Origin of the sequence: Kitasatospora sp. NPDC059088 (assembly GCF_042738155.1) — a bacterium.
Lineage (GTDB): Bacteria > Actinomycetota > Actinomycetes > Streptomycetales > Streptomycetaceae > Kitasatospora.
The window spans coordinates 1-15,699 of record NZ_JBHYGR010000103.1 but is presented as its reverse complement, the minus strand read 5'-3'; the positions used below and the strand labels follow the sequence as shown (position 1 = coordinate 15,699).

At 73.7% G+C, this 15,699-nt stretch carries 15 protein-coding genes; 5 read left to right on the top strand and 10 right to left on the bottom strand.

Annotated elements, in window-relative coordinates; all coding sequences use genetic code 11:
• Positions 1-6: 6 nt before the first annotated feature.
• From ACFWXO_RS33455 to ACFWXO_RS33435, 5 genes are all read right to left on the bottom strand, one after another.
• On the bottom strand, positions 7-585 hold the full coding sequence (locus ACFWXO_RS33455) for a hypothetical protein (protein WP_380528668.1): 579 nt from the start codon (positions 583-585) through the stop codon (positions 7-9).
• A 145-nt stretch (positions 586-730) separates the two neighbouring features.
• The gene (locus ACFWXO_RS33450) at positions 731-1,081 is read right to left on the bottom strand and encodes a 5-carboxymethyl-2-hydroxymuconate Delta-isomerase (RefSeq protein WP_380528666.1); all 351 of its coding nucleotides are present in this window, start codon (positions 1,079-1,081) and stop codon (positions 731-733) included.
• A gap of 170 nt (positions 1,082-1,251) precedes the next feature.
• Positions 1,252-1,644 carry a ribonuclease domain-containing protein gene (locus ACFWXO_RS33445; RefSeq protein ID WP_380528664.1) on the bottom strand — a complete coding sequence of 131 codons (393 nt, stop codon included), beginning with the start codon at positions 1,642-1,644 and terminating at the stop codon, positions 1,252-1,254.
• A gap of 100 nt (positions 1,645-1,744) precedes the next feature.
• A complete protein-coding gene (locus ACFWXO_RS33440; protein WP_380528663.1) occupies positions 1,745-2,932 on the bottom strand; it encodes a DUF6183 family protein in 1,188 nt (395 codons plus the stop codon).
• A gap of 32 nt (positions 2,933-2,964) precedes the next feature.
• The gene (locus ACFWXO_RS33435; RefSeq protein WP_380528661.1) at positions 2,965-4,041 is read right to left on the bottom strand and encodes a phosphatidylinositol-specific phospholipase C domain-containing protein; all 1,077 of its coding nucleotides are present in this window, start codon (positions 4,039-4,041) and stop codon (positions 2,965-2,967) included.
• A 277-nt stretch (positions 4,042-4,318) separates the two neighbouring features.
• Between ACFWXO_RS33435 and ACFWXO_RS33430 the strand changes: the two genes are divergently transcribed.
• Complete coding sequence (locus ACFWXO_RS33430) at positions 4,319-4,972, top strand: dihydrofolate reductase family protein (RefSeq protein ID WP_380528659.1); 654 nt, start codon at positions 4,319-4,321, stop codon at positions 4,970-4,972.
• An 89-nt stretch (positions 4,973-5,061) separates the two neighbouring features.
• Here ACFWXO_RS33430 and ACFWXO_RS33425 read toward each other — a convergent pair whose 3' ends face one another.
• Together ACFWXO_RS33425 and ACFWXO_RS33420 are read right to left on the bottom strand one after the other, a co-directional pair.
• Positions 5,062-5,940 (bottom strand): geranyl diphosphate 2-C-methyltransferase, encoded by an 879-nt coding sequence (locus ACFWXO_RS33425; RefSeq protein ID WP_380397908.1) that lies wholly within the window; start codon positions 5,938-5,940, stop codon positions 5,062-5,064.
• A 62-nt stretch (positions 5,941-6,002) separates the two neighbouring features.
• Entirely contained in the window at positions 6,003-7,406 is a 1,404-nt protein-coding gene (locus tag ACFWXO_RS33420) for a family 2 encapsulin nanocompartment cargo protein terpene cyclase (RefSeq protein ID WP_380528657.1), read from the bottom strand.
• Between the two features lie 592 nt (positions 7,407-7,998).
• Between ACFWXO_RS33420 and ACFWXO_RS33415 the strand changes: the two genes are divergently transcribed.
• Positions 7,999-9,324 (top strand): radical SAM protein, encoded by a 1,326-nt coding sequence (locus ACFWXO_RS33415; protein WP_380528655.1) that lies wholly within the window; start codon positions 7,999-8,001, stop codon positions 9,322-9,324.
• 48 nt (positions 9,325-9,372) lie between these two features.
• Here the strand turns inward: ACFWXO_RS33415 and ACFWXO_RS33410 are convergent, their stop codons facing one another.
• Together ACFWXO_RS33410 and sph are read right to left on the bottom strand one after the other, a co-directional pair.
• Entirely contained in the window at positions 9,373-10,176 is an 804-nt protein-coding gene (locus ACFWXO_RS33410) for a thioesterase family protein (RefSeq protein WP_380397902.1), read from the bottom strand.
• Between the two features lie 215 nt (positions 10,177-10,391).
• On the bottom strand, positions 10,392-11,369 hold the full coding sequence (gene sph / locus ACFWXO_RS33405) for a sphingomyelin phosphodiesterase (protein ID WP_380528653.1): 978 nt from the start codon (positions 11,367-11,369) through the stop codon (positions 10,392-10,394).
• Positions 11,370-11,655: 286 nt separating this feature from the next.
• On the opposite strand from sph, the gene ACFWXO_RS33400 reads away from it, so the two are divergent.
• On the top strand, positions 11,656-13,203 hold the full coding sequence (locus tag ACFWXO_RS33400) for a Na+/H+ antiporter (RefSeq protein WP_380528651.1): 1,548 nt from the start codon (positions 11,656-11,658) through the stop codon (positions 13,201-13,203).
• 22 nt (positions 13,204-13,225) lie between these two features.
• Here the strand turns inward: ACFWXO_RS33400 and ACFWXO_RS33395 are convergent, their stop codons facing one another.
• Positions 13,226-13,654: a DUF3592 domain-containing protein gene (locus ACFWXO_RS33395; RefSeq protein WP_380528650.1), complete on the bottom strand. Its 429-nt coding sequence runs from the start codon at positions 13,652-13,654 to the stop codon at positions 13,226-13,228.
• Between the two features lie 144 nt (positions 13,655-13,798).
• Here ACFWXO_RS33395 and ACFWXO_RS33390 point away from each other — a divergent pair, with 144 nt between their 5' ends.
• Together ACFWXO_RS33390 and ACFWXO_RS33385 are read left to right on the top strand one after the other, a co-directional pair.
• The gene (locus ACFWXO_RS33390) at positions 13,799-14,500 is read left to right on the top strand and encodes a hypothetical protein (protein ID WP_380528648.1); all 702 of its coding nucleotides are present in this window, start codon (positions 13,799-13,801) and stop codon (positions 14,498-14,500) included.
• 272 nt (positions 14,501-14,772) lie between these two features.
• Positions 14,773-15,699, top strand: a 927-nt coding sequence (locus tag ACFWXO_RS33385) for a hypothetical protein (RefSeq protein ID WP_380528646.1), incomplete at its 3' end; no start/stop codon positions are given.

Sequence of the window (15,699 nt, the reverse complement as noted above, 5' to 3'; positions counted from 1 at the left end):
TCCCGCTCATCCGGCGCCGGTCGGACCCGGCTCCTGACCTGCCACTCCCCTGCCGACGACGCCCTGACCGCTCGCGCCCTGACCGCTCGCGTCCTGTTCGAGCTTGCGGAGGTTGTCGGCGAGCGAGAGCAGCACCCGCAGACTGCCGTCGGACAGCGCGGAGGCCCGCTTGACCAGGCTGACCACCCCGTCGTTGCCCAGCGCCTGCCGCAACTCGGCGATCCGCTCCAGCTGGTCGAGCTGTTCGTCCACCACGGCGGCCTTGGCGTCGTCCAGGAAGTAGCTCGCGCCGGCGCCGATGCCGAAGCCCCGGCCCAGCCAGTCGAGCGTGTCCACGGTGGGGTTGCAGGCCTGGCCCTTCTGGTTCAGGCCGAGGTGGAGGTTGCGCACGGTGTCGCGGGAGATGACGTCCCGCCCCGCCAGCCGGTTGATCCGGTCGGCGAGTTCGCGGTAGGCGGGGGGCCGGCCGCCCGATCTGGTCGCCTCCCGGGCCATCAGCCGGTCCAACCGACGGGCGATGGCCGAGGCGCGCTCCCCCGGCTGCTCCGGCCCGCCCGTCCCGTCACCAGCTGCTGACTTCACCATGTGCGTCCCCCTCCACGACCCTGTCACGATACCGTCGGTGTTCGACCGGTCGGTAGCGCGGACCGGCCCGGTGGGCTGGCGCGCGGGGGCGGCGCCTCCGTGACGGGCCCGGGTGCAGGAGGGCGGGCGCCGCTCCGGCGGCCGCTCAGCGGCCCGGGTGGTGGACGAAACGGTAGGTGTCGCGGTCGAGTTCGGTGACCTGCACGCCGATCGCGGTCGGTACGGCGAGGTGGGAGCGCAGCACGTCGAGTACTCGGGCGGTCAGTTCGGCGCGCTGCGCGGCGGTCCGGCCGGCCAGGATCTTCACCTCCACCAGCACCACGGCCTCACCGCTCGCGCCGTCACCGACGGTGTGGTGCGGGGCCGGGCGGAACAGGGTCTTGCACTCCGCCACCGTGGTGTCGATCACCTCGGTGACCGTCTTGTGCAGTTCGGCGGCCAGGGCGTCCCGGTCGAGGGCGAGTTCGGCCGAGTGGTCGACCAGGAGCTGCGGCACGGGATCCTCCGGAGGGGGTGCGGGCGGGCAGCGCCGACCCTATCGTCCGGGCCCCGCGCGGCGGTCGGCGGGAACGGCGGTGAGCGGCAACGGCAGCATCGGCAAGGGCAAGGGGCGGGAACGGCAGCGGGCCCCGGCGCGCGGCCGGGGCCCGGGGGCGACGGGTCGGGTCAGCAGCCGAAGTCGATCAGGCGGAAGGTCGCGTAGTGGTCGGCGGTGTAGTAGTCCTCGTGCGAGCGCTGGCCGGTGACGATCCGGCGGGTGCCGCGGGTCGGCGCGCCCGGGGTCACCACGGTGTACTCGTGGTAGTAGCCGGAGCGCTGGGAGGGCAGCACGTGCTCCTTGTTGGTGAACACCACGCCGTCCTGGGAGTACGGGAACGGCCCGCCCTTGGCGATCAGGCCGAGGGTGGTCCGGGCCTGGGACGGCAGGGCGGACACGCACACCTTGCCGCTCACCGCGGCCTGCGCCTCGGTGGCGACGGCGACGGGCGCCAGGGTGGCCAGGGAGAGCACGGCGACGGCGGCGGCACGGGTCTTCCACGCGCGTAGAGTTCGGGTCATGTCAAACAGGATGGCGAACCCGGGAGCTCCCCGGAAGCCCCGTCCGGAGTCTTCATCTCCAGTCAACTCGCCGTACCCGCCGATGACTTGAACCGGCCGGTCAGCCGCCCCGGTAGTCCGTGGCGGCGATCACCGCGAGCCGGCGGCGCCCGGCGTCCAGGACGGCGAAGCCGAGGTCCAGGTCGTCGCGGATGAACCAGTCCCCGCACATGGTGAAGGCGTACCAGGCGCACTCCCCCGCCCGGCGCGCCACCTCGGCCACCCGCTCCTCCGGGCCCGCGCCCACCAGGGCCGCGAGCGAGCGCCAGGCCTCCAGCCGGCCGTAGCCGCCGTACGACCACACGCGTTCGTCCCCGGCGCCGCTGGAGGCGGCGACGAACAGCTGGCGCCAGACCGCGGCGGCGGTGGTCGGCACGACCGCCAGGTGCGCGGCATGCGCCCCGCCGTGGGCCTCGTCCACGCCGTCCACGCCGCCCAGCGGGCCGCGGCAGCCCTCCCCGGACATGCAGTCCAGCGGCAGCCCGGCCAGCGTCCCCGGGAGCTCCGCGGGCGCGACCGGCCGCTCGGCCTCGAACACCGCCGCCTCCAGCTGCCCGTTGAACTGCCGGGCCCAGCGCCGCAGGGCGACGGTCAGCCCGGGCTCGTCCGCCCCGATCTCCACCGCCACCCGGCCGGCCGCCGCGATCCGGTCGCCCTCCGGCAGTGCGTACGGGACGCCGAACGCCACCGCGCCGCGGGAGTAGTGCGCCATGAGGGGCTCGCCCTCGATCGGGTCGAGGGTCCAGGGCAGCCGGGCCAGCGGGTGCGCGGCCCAGTACGGCGAGGCCGCCGCCCAGGCCCGCGCTGCGGGCAGCTCCGCGACCGGGGCGCCGCGCAGCACCAACTCCTGCACCAGGCAGGCCCGCAGCTCCTCCGGCACCCGCGGATGGCCGGCCGGGGCCTCGAACACCCAGGCCAGCGCCTCCAGCGGCTGGTACTCGGCCAGTACGGCGGCGGTCCGGTGGAGCGGCCGACCGGGGCGCAGGCTGACGGCGGGCTTGAGCGCGAACGCGTGCTCCACGTGCACCCGCCCGGGCGTGCTGATCACGTCCCAGAGGACGTGGTCGTAGAGGGAGGCGTGCTCGGCACCCGCCCAGCCCGAGCCGTAGCGGCGGTGCAGCGCGGCGCCGACCTCCACGTGGAAGGCCGTGTCGCCGCGCTCCAGGTGCGCTTCGAGCAGCAGGCACACCTCGCTGACCTCGTACGTCCCGGCCAGCCCGGCCACCAGTTGTTCGATCGTCTTCGCCACGAGGGCGAAGCCTACGACCGCCCGGTCGCCGGTCAGCCCCGGGCCAGCACCAGGGACTGCACCGCCGGGAGCCTGCGCCAGTCGCTGGACACGATGCTCGCGTGCGCCCGGGCCAGCTGCTCGGTACGGGCGCTCGCCTGGTCGACGGTCGGGTCGGTGGCGCTGATCTTCGGCGCCACGTTCTGGGCGTCGGTCATCACCAGCAGGTAGTGCGAGCGGTCGTACCAGGCGGTGTCGATGCCGTTCAGGTAGCCGGCGGCGTCGCCGTCGAAGACCACGAACCAGGGGCGGATCCCGGCGTCGGCGCCGGTGTACTTGGCGCGCGGGTCGCCGGCCGCCGCGCCGTGCACGGCCGGGAACAGCTGGGCCCGGCCGATCCGGCCGGAGGCGGCCAGGTCGCGCAGGTGCCGCCCGTACTCGACGTCGGTGTGCAGGGTGTCGAAGGGGTTGTGCTCCTCGACCGTCCCCGGGATCGCGTAGAGCAGCACCCGCCCGGCGAGGGCCGAGCGGGTCGGCCAGTTGCCCGCCCGGACGGCCTCGTCGACGGTGGCGTAGGCGCCGCCGCCGGGCTTGGCCAGCACGTCGGCCGGGCGCAGCACCGCGTCGCCGAGGTGGGCGGCGATCAGCGTGTCCAGCTGGTCGGGGCCCATGCCGAGGTTGGCCGCGAAGCCGCCCTTGACCTCCAGCTTGATCACCAGCGGGCCGGCGCCCGGGTGGGCGCCGAGCCAGACCCGGACGTCGTCGAGGCAGTGCTCCAGGTTCTTGTTGGTGCCGCCGCCGTAGAGCTGGGCCGGGGTGTCGGCGGCGGTGCAGTTGTTGGAGTTGCCGAGCGGGTTGGAGTGGCTGACCTTCCACTCGTGGGTGACGGTGTCGGTCCAGAGGTCGAGTTCGATCATGCCGGTGCCGGTGTCCAGGCTCTGGGCGAGGTACGGGTAGGCGGCCGGTTCGTAGGTGTTGTGCAGGCCGACGGTGGTGGCGGAGCCGAACGGCAGGGCCCCGGTGCCGTCGTCGGTGTCGGCGGCGCCGAGGGCCGCGGTGGGCACCAGGGCCGCGGCGGTGGCGAGCAGGCCGGCGGCCAGCAGGCCCGCCAGGGTACGGCGTACGGTCATCGGAATCGTCCCCCCGGGAAGGTCACGACGGCCGCGGGTGCGCGCCGCCGGAGGCAGCATCGCCGGACCGGGCGTGCACCTCGTGAAGAAGGCACGACAATATCGTGACGGCTTCGCCACCTCCGCCCCGGGTTCCGGCCGCCGCGGCCGCCGCCCGCGGCACGCCGCGCCCCTTCCGTGACGGTTCGTCAGATCCGTCGTACCCGGGCGCTAGCGTGGCCCGCGAGCGGGCGGCCGTGACCGGGCGCCCGAGAGCCACGAGCAGCGGAGGCGCACGATGTCCCTGGTCCGGGTCCACAACTTCTCGATCTCCCTCGACGGGTACGGCACCGGCGAGGGCCAGAACCTGGAGCAGCCCTTCGGGCACGCCGCCCACCGGCTGCACCAGTGGTTCTTCGGCACCCGCACCTTCCGGCGGATGACCGGCCAGGAGGGCGGCGGCACCGGGCTGGACGACGCGATGGCCCGCACCTGGGCCGAGGGCATCGGCGCCGAGATCATGGGCCGCAACAAGTTCGGCCCGCAGCGCGGCCCCTGGGAGGACGAGGCCTGGCAGGGCTGGTGGGGCCCCAACCCGCCGTTCCACACCCCGGTCTTCGTGCTCACCCACCACCCGCGCCCGACCGTGGAGATGGAGGGCGGGACGGTCTTCCACTTCGTCGACGCCTCCCCCGAGGAGGCGCTGCGGCGGGCCCGGGAGGCGGCCGGCGGCCTGGACGTCCGGATCGGCGGCGGGCCGCGCACCGTCCGGGCCTTCCTGGAGGCCGACCTGGTCGACCACCTGCACGTGGTCGTGGTGCCGATCGTGCTGGGCCGGGGCGAGTCGCTCTGGGCCGGGCTGGAGGGGCTGGAGGAGCGCTTCGACACCGAGGCGGTGAGCAGCCCGAGCGGGGTGACCCACCTCACCTTCACCCGCCGCGCCCGCGCCTGAGCGAGGCCGGCCCACAGCCGACGGGGGGGGGCGGGCCGCCCCCCCCCCCGCGGGGCGGGCCCCCCCCCCCCGTCGGTCCGGCGCCGGGGTCAGACCCGGTCGGCGGCGATCAGCACGTACTGGAAGGAGCCGTCCTTGTAGGACTCGATGAACGCCTCCTCGATGCCGGTGACCAGCGAGGTGGTGTTCCGCAGCTCCCAGTAGGGCAGGGTGTCCGGGGTCAGGTCGATGACGGCCTGGGGCACCAGGCGGTTGTCGGCCATCGCCCGCAGGTACTCCCGACGGGAGTGGATGTTGCACTCGAAGTGCGCGTTGATCTGCGAGACCCACTTCGACGGCTGGCCGTACTTCGGGTTCCAGCAGCCGGTGATGGTCACGTAGCGGCCGCCGACGGCCAGCACCCGGGAGTGCTCGGCGAACAGGTCGTGCAGGTCCACGTACATGCTGGACTCGTTGTTCCAGGAGCCGGCCACCGAGCCGTTCTCCAGCGGCATGTCGAGCATGTTGGCGACCCGGGAGCGGACGAAGTCGCCGATGCCCAGCTCGGCGGCGCGCTTGTTGCCGAACTCGGCCTGCTGGGTGGAGAGGGTCAGGCCCTCGACCCGGCAGCCGAAGCGCTGGTGGGCCATGACCATCGAGCCGCCGCGGCCGCAGCCGGCGTCGAGCAGGGTGGACTCGGCCTTGATGTCCCCGAGGTGGTCGAGCAGCACGTCGGCCTGGGCGGACTCCAGGCGGTGCAGCTCGGCGATGACCTTCTTCTCGCGCTCGCTGTCGGCCGGGTCGCCGATCGCCTCCTGGTCGATCTCGCCGATGCCGTAGTGGTGGTGGTACAGGCCGTCGACGTCGCCCAGGCGCAGGTTCACCGGGCGGGCCTCGTTGTTCCAGTAGCGCGCGATGTCGCTCTGGTACGGGGTGGCCGGGCCGGGAATGGCGGTGCCGGCGGTGGTGATGTCGTCGGTCACGGACATGTGGGTCAACTCCAGGGTGATCAGGGTTGGTTATCGAAAAGGTGCGACTGCCGACCGGCGCGTTACCAGAAGTCGGGCAGGCTGTACCGGTGGGTGTTGGTCTGGTGCCAGTAGTGGTTGCCGTCGAGCCAGGCGGCCACCCCGCGCAGGAAGCGCACCAGGGTCGGCACCGGGCAGGCGACGGCCAGCGCGGCCGACTCGGCCTCGAAGGCGTGCATCAGCTCGTTGTGGACGCCGACGGCCTTGAGGTAGCCCTCCTGGCGCGAGACGCCCTCCCGCTCGGAGATCACCGTCGGCAGGTTCAGGTGGAGCCCCGGGCTGGCGAGCTCCTTGGTGTACGAGTACAGGTCGTTGACGATGGTGGTCGCGTTGCCCGCCAGCGCGATGATCCGCTGCATGGCGGGCAGCGCGTGCAGCTCGACGGGCAGCTCGTAGCCGCCGACGGTGTCGGTGATCGTCGGGCAGGGGCGGAAGTTGTTGAACTGGCGCATCGCCAGGTACTCCCAGACCTCCGGCACGTGCTCGGCCTCGGCCCAGGAGGCCTCGGCCAGGTACCCCATGTGCAGCCGCGCCATGTCGTGCCGGAAGCGGTCAGCCTGGGCGGGCGTGGAGGCCGCGACGAAGTAGTCCATCGCGGACCGGTAGGAGCGCCGGGGCGCGTCCTCGGAGAGCGAGGCCTCCCAGGCCGGGTGGTACTCCGCGGTGGTGTGCAGCGGGTCCAGCGCGGTGTGCGCGAGCAGCAGGCGGCTGCCCAGGCCGACGGGCGAGCCGCCGAGGTCCTCGCAGTAGCAGTCGTCCACCGCGTTCTCGGCGACCATCAGGCGGGCCGCGAGCATCAGGTGGTCGACGCTCGGCGCGTCGGGGTGGCAGGCCACCATGTAGCGCCCGGTGGAGAACCCGTCGAAGTCCTTCTCCCACTCCGGCGGGTAGAGCTCGATCTCGTCGATCGCCCAGGCCTTGATCTTGAGACTGAGTTCCGCCACCCGCACCGGGTCGGGCTCGGCGATCGGGTGGTGGTAGAGCCCGGGGATGGGGTCGCCGGTCTTCGGCTTGCCACCGCTCCGCGCCGCGGCCGGGGCCCCGAAGGTCAGCGCGGGACCGGAGGGCAGCACGGGGGCGGACGACGGCACGGGCGCGGACGGCAGGGCCTCGGGGAGGACGGCCTCCAGCGCGGCGGCCGCGGCCGCCAGGGCCTCCGACGCGACGGCCCCGACCAGCGCGGCCCCCGCGGCCGGGACGGCGCCGACGGCCACCTCGACCACCGACGCGTCCACCACCGCGACGTCGACCGCCGGCGTCTGCGCCACCGGCAGCTCGGGATCCGCAAGCTCGGACACCGCGGCCTCGGGCGCCACAGCCTCGGACGTCCCGGCCTCGGCCACCGGCGTCGGCGGCCTCAACTGCAGCCCGGCGGTGCCGAGTCCGGTCGGGCCGCGCAGGATCCGGTCGATCGCCGGGGAGCTCATGAGCCCACCGCCGGGGCGTCGACGGGCCCGGGTGGGGTACCCGTTCTGGTGCACAGGGGCATGGAGCCTCCTCTGAGAGGGATCGCCTGGTGTGACGGGTCGTCATCTCGCCCGCCGCGACGGGGAACTCCACGCCGCGGGCCCCGTCTCGCTCGGTTCCCCACCGTAGGCGCGAAAGCCCGTTCCGGATCGCAACGGACGATCTTCTACACCCGATAGGGTGAACGTTCCGGCTCACGGCGTTTGGCCGCGCCGGTGTCGTGCATCGGTCCACCCGGGGCCCCGGGCTGCGGTTCCGCGCCGGACGGCCCCCGCCCGCCCGGGCAGCGCGTCAACCTGCCGATCACCATCCGTGTCCGCGCCGCCCGACGGCGTCGCACCCCCGCAGTGCGGGCCGTTCGACCGCGGATCACCCGATCCGGACCGCCCGCGCCCCCACCCGCACCCCCGCATGCACCCGGCGTGCGGGCCGCGGGCGACCGGGCGACGACCGGCGGGTGGGCCGGTGTCCCGCCGCCCGCCGATGGCGTAAGGGGGAGAAGAATGGGCGGGGCGCCGTGAGAGGAACGCGGCCAGGAAGGAAGACCAGCACATGGAGAGCCAGGCCCGCAGCCGCACCGAAGTCGTCGAGGACCTCATGGAGCGCTTCCCCGACGTGCCCCGGGAGGCGGTGATCAAGGAGGACCTGCTGCGCGGCGGCATGGCCTTCGACGAGTCCGCCCTCAGCGGCAGCACCGGGGCCGACGGCAGCGGCGAGATCAAACCGAAGTCGTACTTCATCTTCTCCTTCGACCACCGCACCCTGCCCGAGCTGGGCGCCGCCGCGCTGAACCGGCCGCCGGAGGAGGTCGTGCTGACCGGCGGGCCGTACGGGCTGCGCCGCACGGTGGTGTCGGTGCGGGTCAACCCGGACTCGCCGTACCGGGTGCGCGCGGGTGAGGACGGCACGCTCGGCCTCTACCTGGACGGCGCGCGGATCGCCGACGTCGGCCTGCCGCCGATGCCCGACTACTACCGGCACACCCTGGCCAACGGGAAGTCGGTGATGGAGGTCGCCCCGACCATCCAGTGGGGCTACCTGATCTACCTCACGGTGTTCCGGGTGTGCCAGTACTTCGGCGCCAAGGAGGAGTGCCAGTACTGCGACATCAACCACAACTGGCGCCAGCACAAGGCCGCCGGCCGCCCGTACACCGGGGTCAAGCCGGTCGAGGAGGTGCTGGAGGCGCTGGAGATCATCGACCGCCACGACACCGCCCGCGCCTCCCGGGCGTACACCCTCACCGGCGGCGCGATCACCTCGCAGGTCGGCGGCCGGGACGAGGCGGACTTCTACGGGCAGTACGCCAAGGCCATCGAGGAGCGCTTCCCCGACCGCTGGATCGGCAAGGTGGTCGCCCAGGCGCTGCCGCGCGACGACGTGCAGCGCTTCCACGACTACGGCGTGAGGATCTACCACCCCAACTTCGAGGTGTGGGACAAGCGCCTGTTCGAGCTCTACTGCCCCGGCAAGGAGCGCTACGTCGGCCGGGACGAGTGGCACCGCCGGATCCTGGACTCCACCGAGGTGTTCGGCGCGGAGAACGTGATCCCCAACTTCGTGGCGGGCGTGGAGATGGCCGAGCCCTTCGGCTTCACCACCGTCGACGAGGCGATCGCCTCCACCCGGGAGGGGCTGCGCTTCTTCATGTCCCACGGGGTGGTGCCGCGCTTCACCACCTGGTGCCCCGAGCCCACCACCCCGCTGGGCAAGGCCAACCCCCAGGGCGCGCCGCTGGAGTACCACATCCGGCTGCTGCAGGCCTACCGGGCCACCCTGGAGGAGTTCGGCCTCTCCTCCCCGCCCGGCTACGGCCCGGCCGGGCCCGGCAGAGCGGTCTTCTCGGTGAGCTCCTTCATGGACTCGCTGCCGGGCTGAGCCGCTCCGCGGTGGGTGCCGCCGCCTGGGGGGCACCCACCTCAGTTGTCAACTGCCCTGCTGCCGACGGACGGTGAGGATCTGCTCGGCCCGGCCCACCGGGCCGTGGACGTCGTGCAGCACGGTACTGGTGACGCCGTGGCCGGCCGGGCCGAAGCTGACGCCGGTGTCCAGGCCGGTCCAGCGGCCGCCGGGGCGGCGGTGGAAGTGGACGGTCAGGTCGGTGTTCGGGAACATCCACTCGGTGGGCTGCTCCCGGACGGCGATGCCGTTGGCGGTGTCGACCAGGGCGACGAACGCGGCGTGCGGGCTCGCGGCCTCCCCCGCGACGAGCTCCAGCGGGGTGGTGAGCCAGGCGGCGGCCCGGCCGGGCGCGGTGGAGCGGCGCCGGACCTCCACCGAGGCGATGTAGCCGCCGGCCCACTGCTCGCTCATCGGCCAGGGCTCGAACTCCTCGGGCGCGGGCAGCGGTTCGTCGTGGGTGCCGGCCACGGCGGCGGTGTCCTGCTCGGCCAGGAACCAGGCCCGGGCCCGGACCACGGCGCGGCCGGCGATCGAGGCGACCGCCTCCACCAGCTCGATGGTGCGGCCGGGGCGGAGGGTCTCGACCGTGATCTCCAGTTCGTCCAGGGCGATCAGGCCGAGGATGTCGAAGCTCACCCGGGCCAGGGCGAGGCCGTCGGCGGGGCGCCCGGCCCGGTGCCGGTCGATCGCGTGGACGATCAGGCCGCCCACCGGGCTGAAGTGCTGCTCGTCCGGGTGCCAGGCGCCCTGGGCGTGGACGGTGGGCTTGTACTGCTGCTCGCCGGTGCGCTGGTAGTAGCTGTCGGGTGCGGCGGTGGGGCTGGTCAAGGTGCGCTTCTCCTCGGGCCGGATCGCGGGGCTGCCGGGCGGGCACCGGTCCCGGCGTGGCCGGCGTCCGCGCTCCCGATCGTAGGAGCCCGAACCGGCCCGGACGCTGTGATGCCCGCCACAGCGGCCCCGCACCCGCACCGCCCGACCTGCGGCGCGGCACCTGCCCCGCCCGACCTGCGGCGCCGTCCCCGGCCGGACGGCGCCGCCCGGCCTCAGCGCGCGATCAGCGGGTAGTGGTCGGAGAGGTCGGTGTAGGTGTAGCTCTTGCCCCAGCTGCTCACCGTCCAGGGCGCGCTGTGCACCCGGCGGACCTCGTTGGTGTACTGCTGCGGGCGGGCGTGGTCGGCGCGGTAGAGGACGTGGTCGAGGTCCTCCTTGGGCTCGCCCGGGTAGCGGTAGGCGGCGACGGAGTTGTCGGCGGTGTCGAAGGAGTACGGCCAGCCGGTGCGGGCGGAGGCCGGGGCGAGGTGGGCGTTGTCCAGCAGGGCCTGGTACTCGGGGCCGTGGAAGTCGATGTTGAGGTCCCCCGCGACCAGCACCGGCTCGTCCGCCGGGATCCGCTTCGCGTCCAGGAAGGCCCGCATCGCGCCGAGCTGCTTGGCCCGGATCGCGGCCGCCTGCCCGCTGGCACATCCGGAGTCGGTGGACTGGAGGTGGGTGCCGACCACGTGGGTGCGCCGGCCGTCGACGTCGAGGACGACGTAGGCGAAACCCTTGTTGGACCACCAGTCGGAGCCGCAGGCGTCCTTGTAGACGTACTGCTCCTTGTGCAGGATCGGCCACTTGCTGAGGACGGTGACCCCGCCGTCCTCGGGGGTGGTGGAGCTGTAGCTGCCGGAGGTGGCGTCCCAGCCGCCGGTGGAGCGGCCGACCACGGGGGTGTGGAAGGGGTAGGCGGCGGAGGCCTTGGCGATCAGGGCGTCGGAGGCGGCGTTGTCGAAGGCCTCCTCCAGCACGACCACGTCGTGGCCCTGGAAGAAGTCCGCCGAGGCGATCGCCTGGGCGCGGTACTGCTGGCCCCAGTTGGGGTAGAGCGAGGTGCTCATCAGGAAGGTGTTGTAGGTCAGGACGTCCAGCGGCGGCGCGGTGGCGGGGGCGCTCTCGGCGCCGGCCGGGGCGGCGCCGAGCGCGGCGAGCACGGTGGCGGCGGCACCGGCGGCGAGGGTGCGGCGCAGGGACGGCAGGTTCATCGGGGCTCCGTGGGGGGACGTCGTCGGCCCGGCGGATCGCGGGATGTTGTGCATCCAACTTCCGTACGTGCACGGCCCGCAAGACTTCCGGCGAGCATGCGGTGAACTCGTTCGGAACAGCACCACCGGCCGGTGGTGCGGGCCGTGGCGCCGGAATTCCCTGCCGAACCCCGCCAAAGGACCGATAAGATGACGATCGGTGTGCCGGGAAGTCTGGTCGGCTCGGGGGACGACTGCGGCGATCGGGCCACGGCGACCCCGATGGTGCGATGGGTCGTTTCTGCAGATGCACGCCGTGGGGATCGTTCTCGTCCTGGTCGTCCTGGCCACCAGCGTGGCCACCTTCGCCCGCCGATGGCGGGTGCCCGCCCCCTCGCTGCTGGTCCTCGTCGGACTCGGCGTCGCCCTCCTCCCCGGCGTCCCCGCGCTGCACGTCCCCCCGCAGGTCATCGGCGCGGTGGTACTGCCCCCGCTGCTCTACTCCTCCGCCGAGGAACTGTCGCTGCGCGACCTGCGCACGGTCTGGCGGCCCGTCACCGTGCTCTCCTTCGGCCTGGTCTTCGCCTCCGCCGCGGCCGTCGGCTTCCTCGCCGTCGCCGTCGCCGGGCTGCCGCCCGCGATGGCCTTCGTGCTCGGCGCCGTGCTCTCCAGCACCGACCCGGTGGCCGTCACCGCGCTCGGCCGCCGACTCGCCCTGCCCGGGCGGGTCCAGGTGCTCGTCCAGGCGGAGAGCCTGTTCAACGACGCCACCTCGCTGGTGCTGTTCAAGGTCGCCGTCGGCGTCGCCGTGGCGGTCGGCGGGACGGTCGACCTGCCCGCCGCGGGCGGCGAACTGGTGCTGCTCGGCGGGGGCGGCAGCCTGGTCGGCGCGGCCGTCGCCGGGCTGGTCTGGCTGCTGCGCCGCCGCACCACCGACCCGGTGCTGGAGACGGTGATAGCCCTGGTCACCCCGTACGCGGCGTACGTCCTGGCGGAGTCCGCGCACACCTCCGGCGTGACCTCGGTGGTGGTCGCCGGGGTGCTGCTCGGCCGCTCCGGCCACCGGCTCACCGACGCCCGGATCCGGCTGCAACTGCACGCCGTGTACGCGGTGGTGGTGTTCCTGCTGGAGAGCGTCGTCTTCTCGATCGTCGGCCTGGAACTGCCCACGCTGGTCCGGGAGCTGCCGGCCGGCGCCGGCTGGTGGCCGCTCCAGTCGGTGGCCATCGCCGCCGTGCTGATCGCCGTCCGGGTGCTGTGGACCCTGCCGCTCACCCGCGCCGTCAGGCCCAGCCGGGGGCGGCTGTCCTGGCGGGTCGCCGGGGTGGTGACCTGGGCCGGCACCCGGGGCGTCATGCCGCTGGCCGCCGCGCTCTCCATCCCGCTGCTGACCGAGGGCGGCGCCGCGCTCGACGGGCGGCCGCTGGTCCTGGTGCTGACCGTCTCCAACGTCGTGCTCACCCTGGTCGTCCAGGGACTGACCCTCGCCGCCGTGGTCAACCGCTCCGGACTCGCCCTGGAACCCGAGCACACCGCGCGCGAGGAGGCCGACGCCCGCGACGAGCTCAACCGCGCCGCCCTGGACCACGTGGACGGCCTGGCCGAACTGGAGGCCGTCCCGGAGACCGCCGTCGACCGGGTCCGCCGCGCCCTCACCGCCCGGCTCGACCGCACCCCCGAGACCCCCGACGGCACCACCGCCGACGACGCCTACCGCCAACTGCGGCACGAGGTCATCACGGTGCAGAACGACCGGCTGCACCGGCTGTACGAGGAGCACCGGATCAGCGACACCACCCTGCGGCTGCTCCAGCGCGACCTCGACCTGGAACAGGCGGCCCTGGGCAGGACGTGACCGCGGGCCGGCCGGCCCGCGGTCAGAACATCAGCACCAGCAGGCCGGCCGCGCCCAGCGCGCAGAGCAGCGCGAGCGCCGCCAGCCCGAACTCGTTCGGAGGCGGCGGCAACCGGCGCACCGGGTGGACGGCCAGCCCCCGGCCGGGGCGGGCGGGGTGGTACAGCACGGTCACCTCGTCCCCCTCCTGGTAGCGGCCGCCCTCGGGGCGCGCGTCGTGCCGCAGCAGTTCGACCACCCGGCCGTCCGGCAGGCCGTACTCGATGGTCACCCGGCGGCGCTCGTACCCCTCGGAGGTGGTGTGCCAGCGCACCCGGCGGACCCGGCCGACGGCGCAGACGCCGCCGCGGCGCAGCTCCCGGACCGTCCGGCCCGCCGAGGCGAGCAGCGCGGCCAGCCCGGCCAGGACCGCTGCCCCGACCAGGAGGAACAGATCAAGAACCGCCCCCACAGAAGTCAATGTACCCACCACGCAACGGAGTTGGGAAGACGGCCGACGGGCCGCACCGGCCGGGCGGTACCCCGGTCTTCCGGGTGTCGGGGGCTGCCGTCACACTGTCGCGAGCACGAAGCAGAACCACCGAGCGGGGGCAGCATGGCCAAGCGTCCGAACAAGAAGCAGAAACGGCCGCTGGCGGCCGGGGTCGTCCGGCCGGCCAAGCCCGTCCGCCGACGGCCCGGCAAGGACCTCCAGCTCGCGCCGCGCACGGTGCGGCGCACCGCGCCGCTGGTCGGGCTGCTCGCCCCGCTGCTGATCATCGGGCTGCTGGCGCTCGCCACCAACCCCGACTACCAGGCCCCCTGCACCATCCTGGCCGTCCTGGTGCTGATGGCGGCCGTCGTCGGACTGATGATGATCCACAGCAGCGGCTGGGTGGTCTGGCCCGCCGTCGTACTGGGCCTGGTGCTCCTGGTGATCCCCACCACCGCCCTGCGCGCCCAGCTGATCTCCCACCGCGGGGTGGACACCCGGGTCGTCATCACGTCGGCGCACAGCGGCAAGGACAAGACGGGCAAGGTCAGCTGGACCTGCGGCATCCGCCGCGAGGACGGCCACCCGCTGCCGCACGGCACCATCGGGGGCTTCGGCTGCTCCGGCTCCTCGGTCGGCAGCACCACCACGGTGCTGGCCGACCCGGACGGCTGGGCGCCGCCGGCCAACCTGGACGACGACCTCTCCTTCCGCGGCGCCGGGGTCTGGGTCACCGGCGCGGCCGCCGTCCTGTGGGCCGCGCTCACCTTCGCCACGGCCCGCCGGACCCTGCGCGGGCGGGGTCGGCGCAAGGACGCGGCCTGACCGGGAAACGGATCGGCGGATTCGCCGGTTCAGCATTTCGGCGGAGAATTCCCGGCAGAGGAGTTCCCTGGTCAACGGCCCATGGCCGCACCGCACAGGTGAAGCGCACATGGCATTTTCCCGGTCTCTCGTCGACTCCCGTCCCGGCATTTGCGGGGAATTCGCGCATTGCTCGATTGATTCGCGCAAGTCCCTTCCTTTCCCGGGCCGGATCTGCCAGCATCGTCCGCTATCCGGCGACCGAGCTGGAAGACGACCGGGGGAGGAACTCCATGCTCGGCTCCGTCCTGCGCAGAGCGCGCGGGCAACGGCCGTCGGCCGCCGGCGGCACCGTCCACCGGCCCGGCCACCGTCCGGTGCGCTGGGTCCCCACCCGGCTGAGGGCGAACCCACTGGCCGCGCTGCTGATGGCGCTGCTCGCCCTCGTCACGGTCTTCCTGGCGGCCGCCTTCCCGCGGATCGCCGACCGGGGCGCGGACACGGCACTCCGGGACTTCGTCGACCGGGCGGGCCTCAACCAGACCAGCCTGCAGACCACGTCCAAGACGCAGGACGACGACACCCCCGCTGCGCTCGACCGGGTGCAGCGCGAGGTCACCGAGCTGATCGGCCGACAGCTGCCGCTCGCCCAGCCCGGCCGGGCCAGCGGCACCCGGGCCGTCGCCGACCGCGGCATGGGCAACCCGGAGTACGTCCGGATCGCGGAGAAGCGCACCGACCCCGTCCTCGGACTGCTCTACGTACCCGACCTGTCCAGCCGGGCCACCCTCACCGACGGCAGCTGGCCGACGCCCGGCAAGATCGGCGGCCCGCTGCCGATCGTGATCAGCCGGCAGGCCGCCGACACCATCCACATCAAGCTCGGCGACGTCGTCGACAACGGCTTCGACGGCGCAGGTGCCCAGCGGACCAGCGTGGTGGTCGGCTTCTACCGGATCAACGATCCCCAGGACCCGTTCTGGGACAACCTCGGCTGCCCGGCCCGCGCCTGTCTGCGGCCGACCCCCGAGCACGAGCACTGGGCGACCAGCGGGTTCGTCGACGGCGCCGGCCTGGCCGCGCTGGCGCGTTGGGGTTCGGGCGCCGAGAACTTCTGGCGGCTGCCCGTCGACCCCGGCGCGCTGCGCGCCGACCGGCTGGAGGACACCCGCCGCATCCTCCGCTCCTTCCTGACCGGACACGACGCCACCGATCTGGCC

What these genes read in the sequence shown, in the direction of transcription:
- ACFWXO_RS33425 (WP_380397908.1), bottom strand. Translation starts at nt 5,940, where the DNA reads ATGTCCGTGACCGACGACATCACCACCGCCGGCACCGCCATTCCCGGC.
- ACFWXO_RS33445 (WP_380528664.1), bottom strand. Translation starts at nt 1,644, where the DNA reads ATGACCCGAACTCTACGCGCGTGGAAGACCCGTGCCGCCGCCGTCGCC.
- ACFWXO_RS33455 (WP_380528668.1), bottom strand. Translation starts at nt 585, where the DNA reads ATGGTGAAGTCAGCAGCTGGTGACGGGACGGGCGGGCCGGAGCAGCCG.
- ACFWXO_RS33400 (WP_380528651.1), top strand. Translation starts at nt 11,656, where the DNA reads ATGCACGCCGTGGGGATCGTTCTCGTCCTGGTCGTCCTGGCCACCAGC.
- sph (WP_380528653.1), bottom strand. Translation starts at nt 11,369, where the DNA reads ATGAACCTGCCGTCCCTGCGCCGCACCCTCGCCGCCGGTGCCGCCGCC.
- ACFWXO_RS33435 (WP_380528661.1), bottom strand. Translation starts at nt 4,041, where the DNA reads ATGACCGTACGCCGTACCCTGGCGGGCCTGCTGGCCGCCGGCCTGCTC.
- ACFWXO_RS33430 (WP_380528659.1), top strand. Translation starts at nt 4,319, where the DNA reads ATGTCCCTGGTCCGGGTCCACAACTTCTCGATCTCCCTCGACGGGTAC.
- ACFWXO_RS33390 (WP_380528648.1), top strand. Translation starts at nt 13,799, where the DNA reads ATGGCCAAGCGTCCGAACAAGAAGCAGAAACGGCCGCTGGCGGCCGGG.
- ACFWXO_RS33420 (WP_380528657.1), bottom strand. Translation starts at nt 7,406, where the DNA reads ATGAGCTCCCCGGCGATCGACCGGATCCTGCGCGGCCCGACCGGACTC.
- ACFWXO_RS33415 (WP_380528655.1), top strand. Translation starts at nt 7,999, where the DNA reads ATGGAGAGCCAGGCCCGCAGCCGCACCGAAGTCGTCGAGGACCTCATG.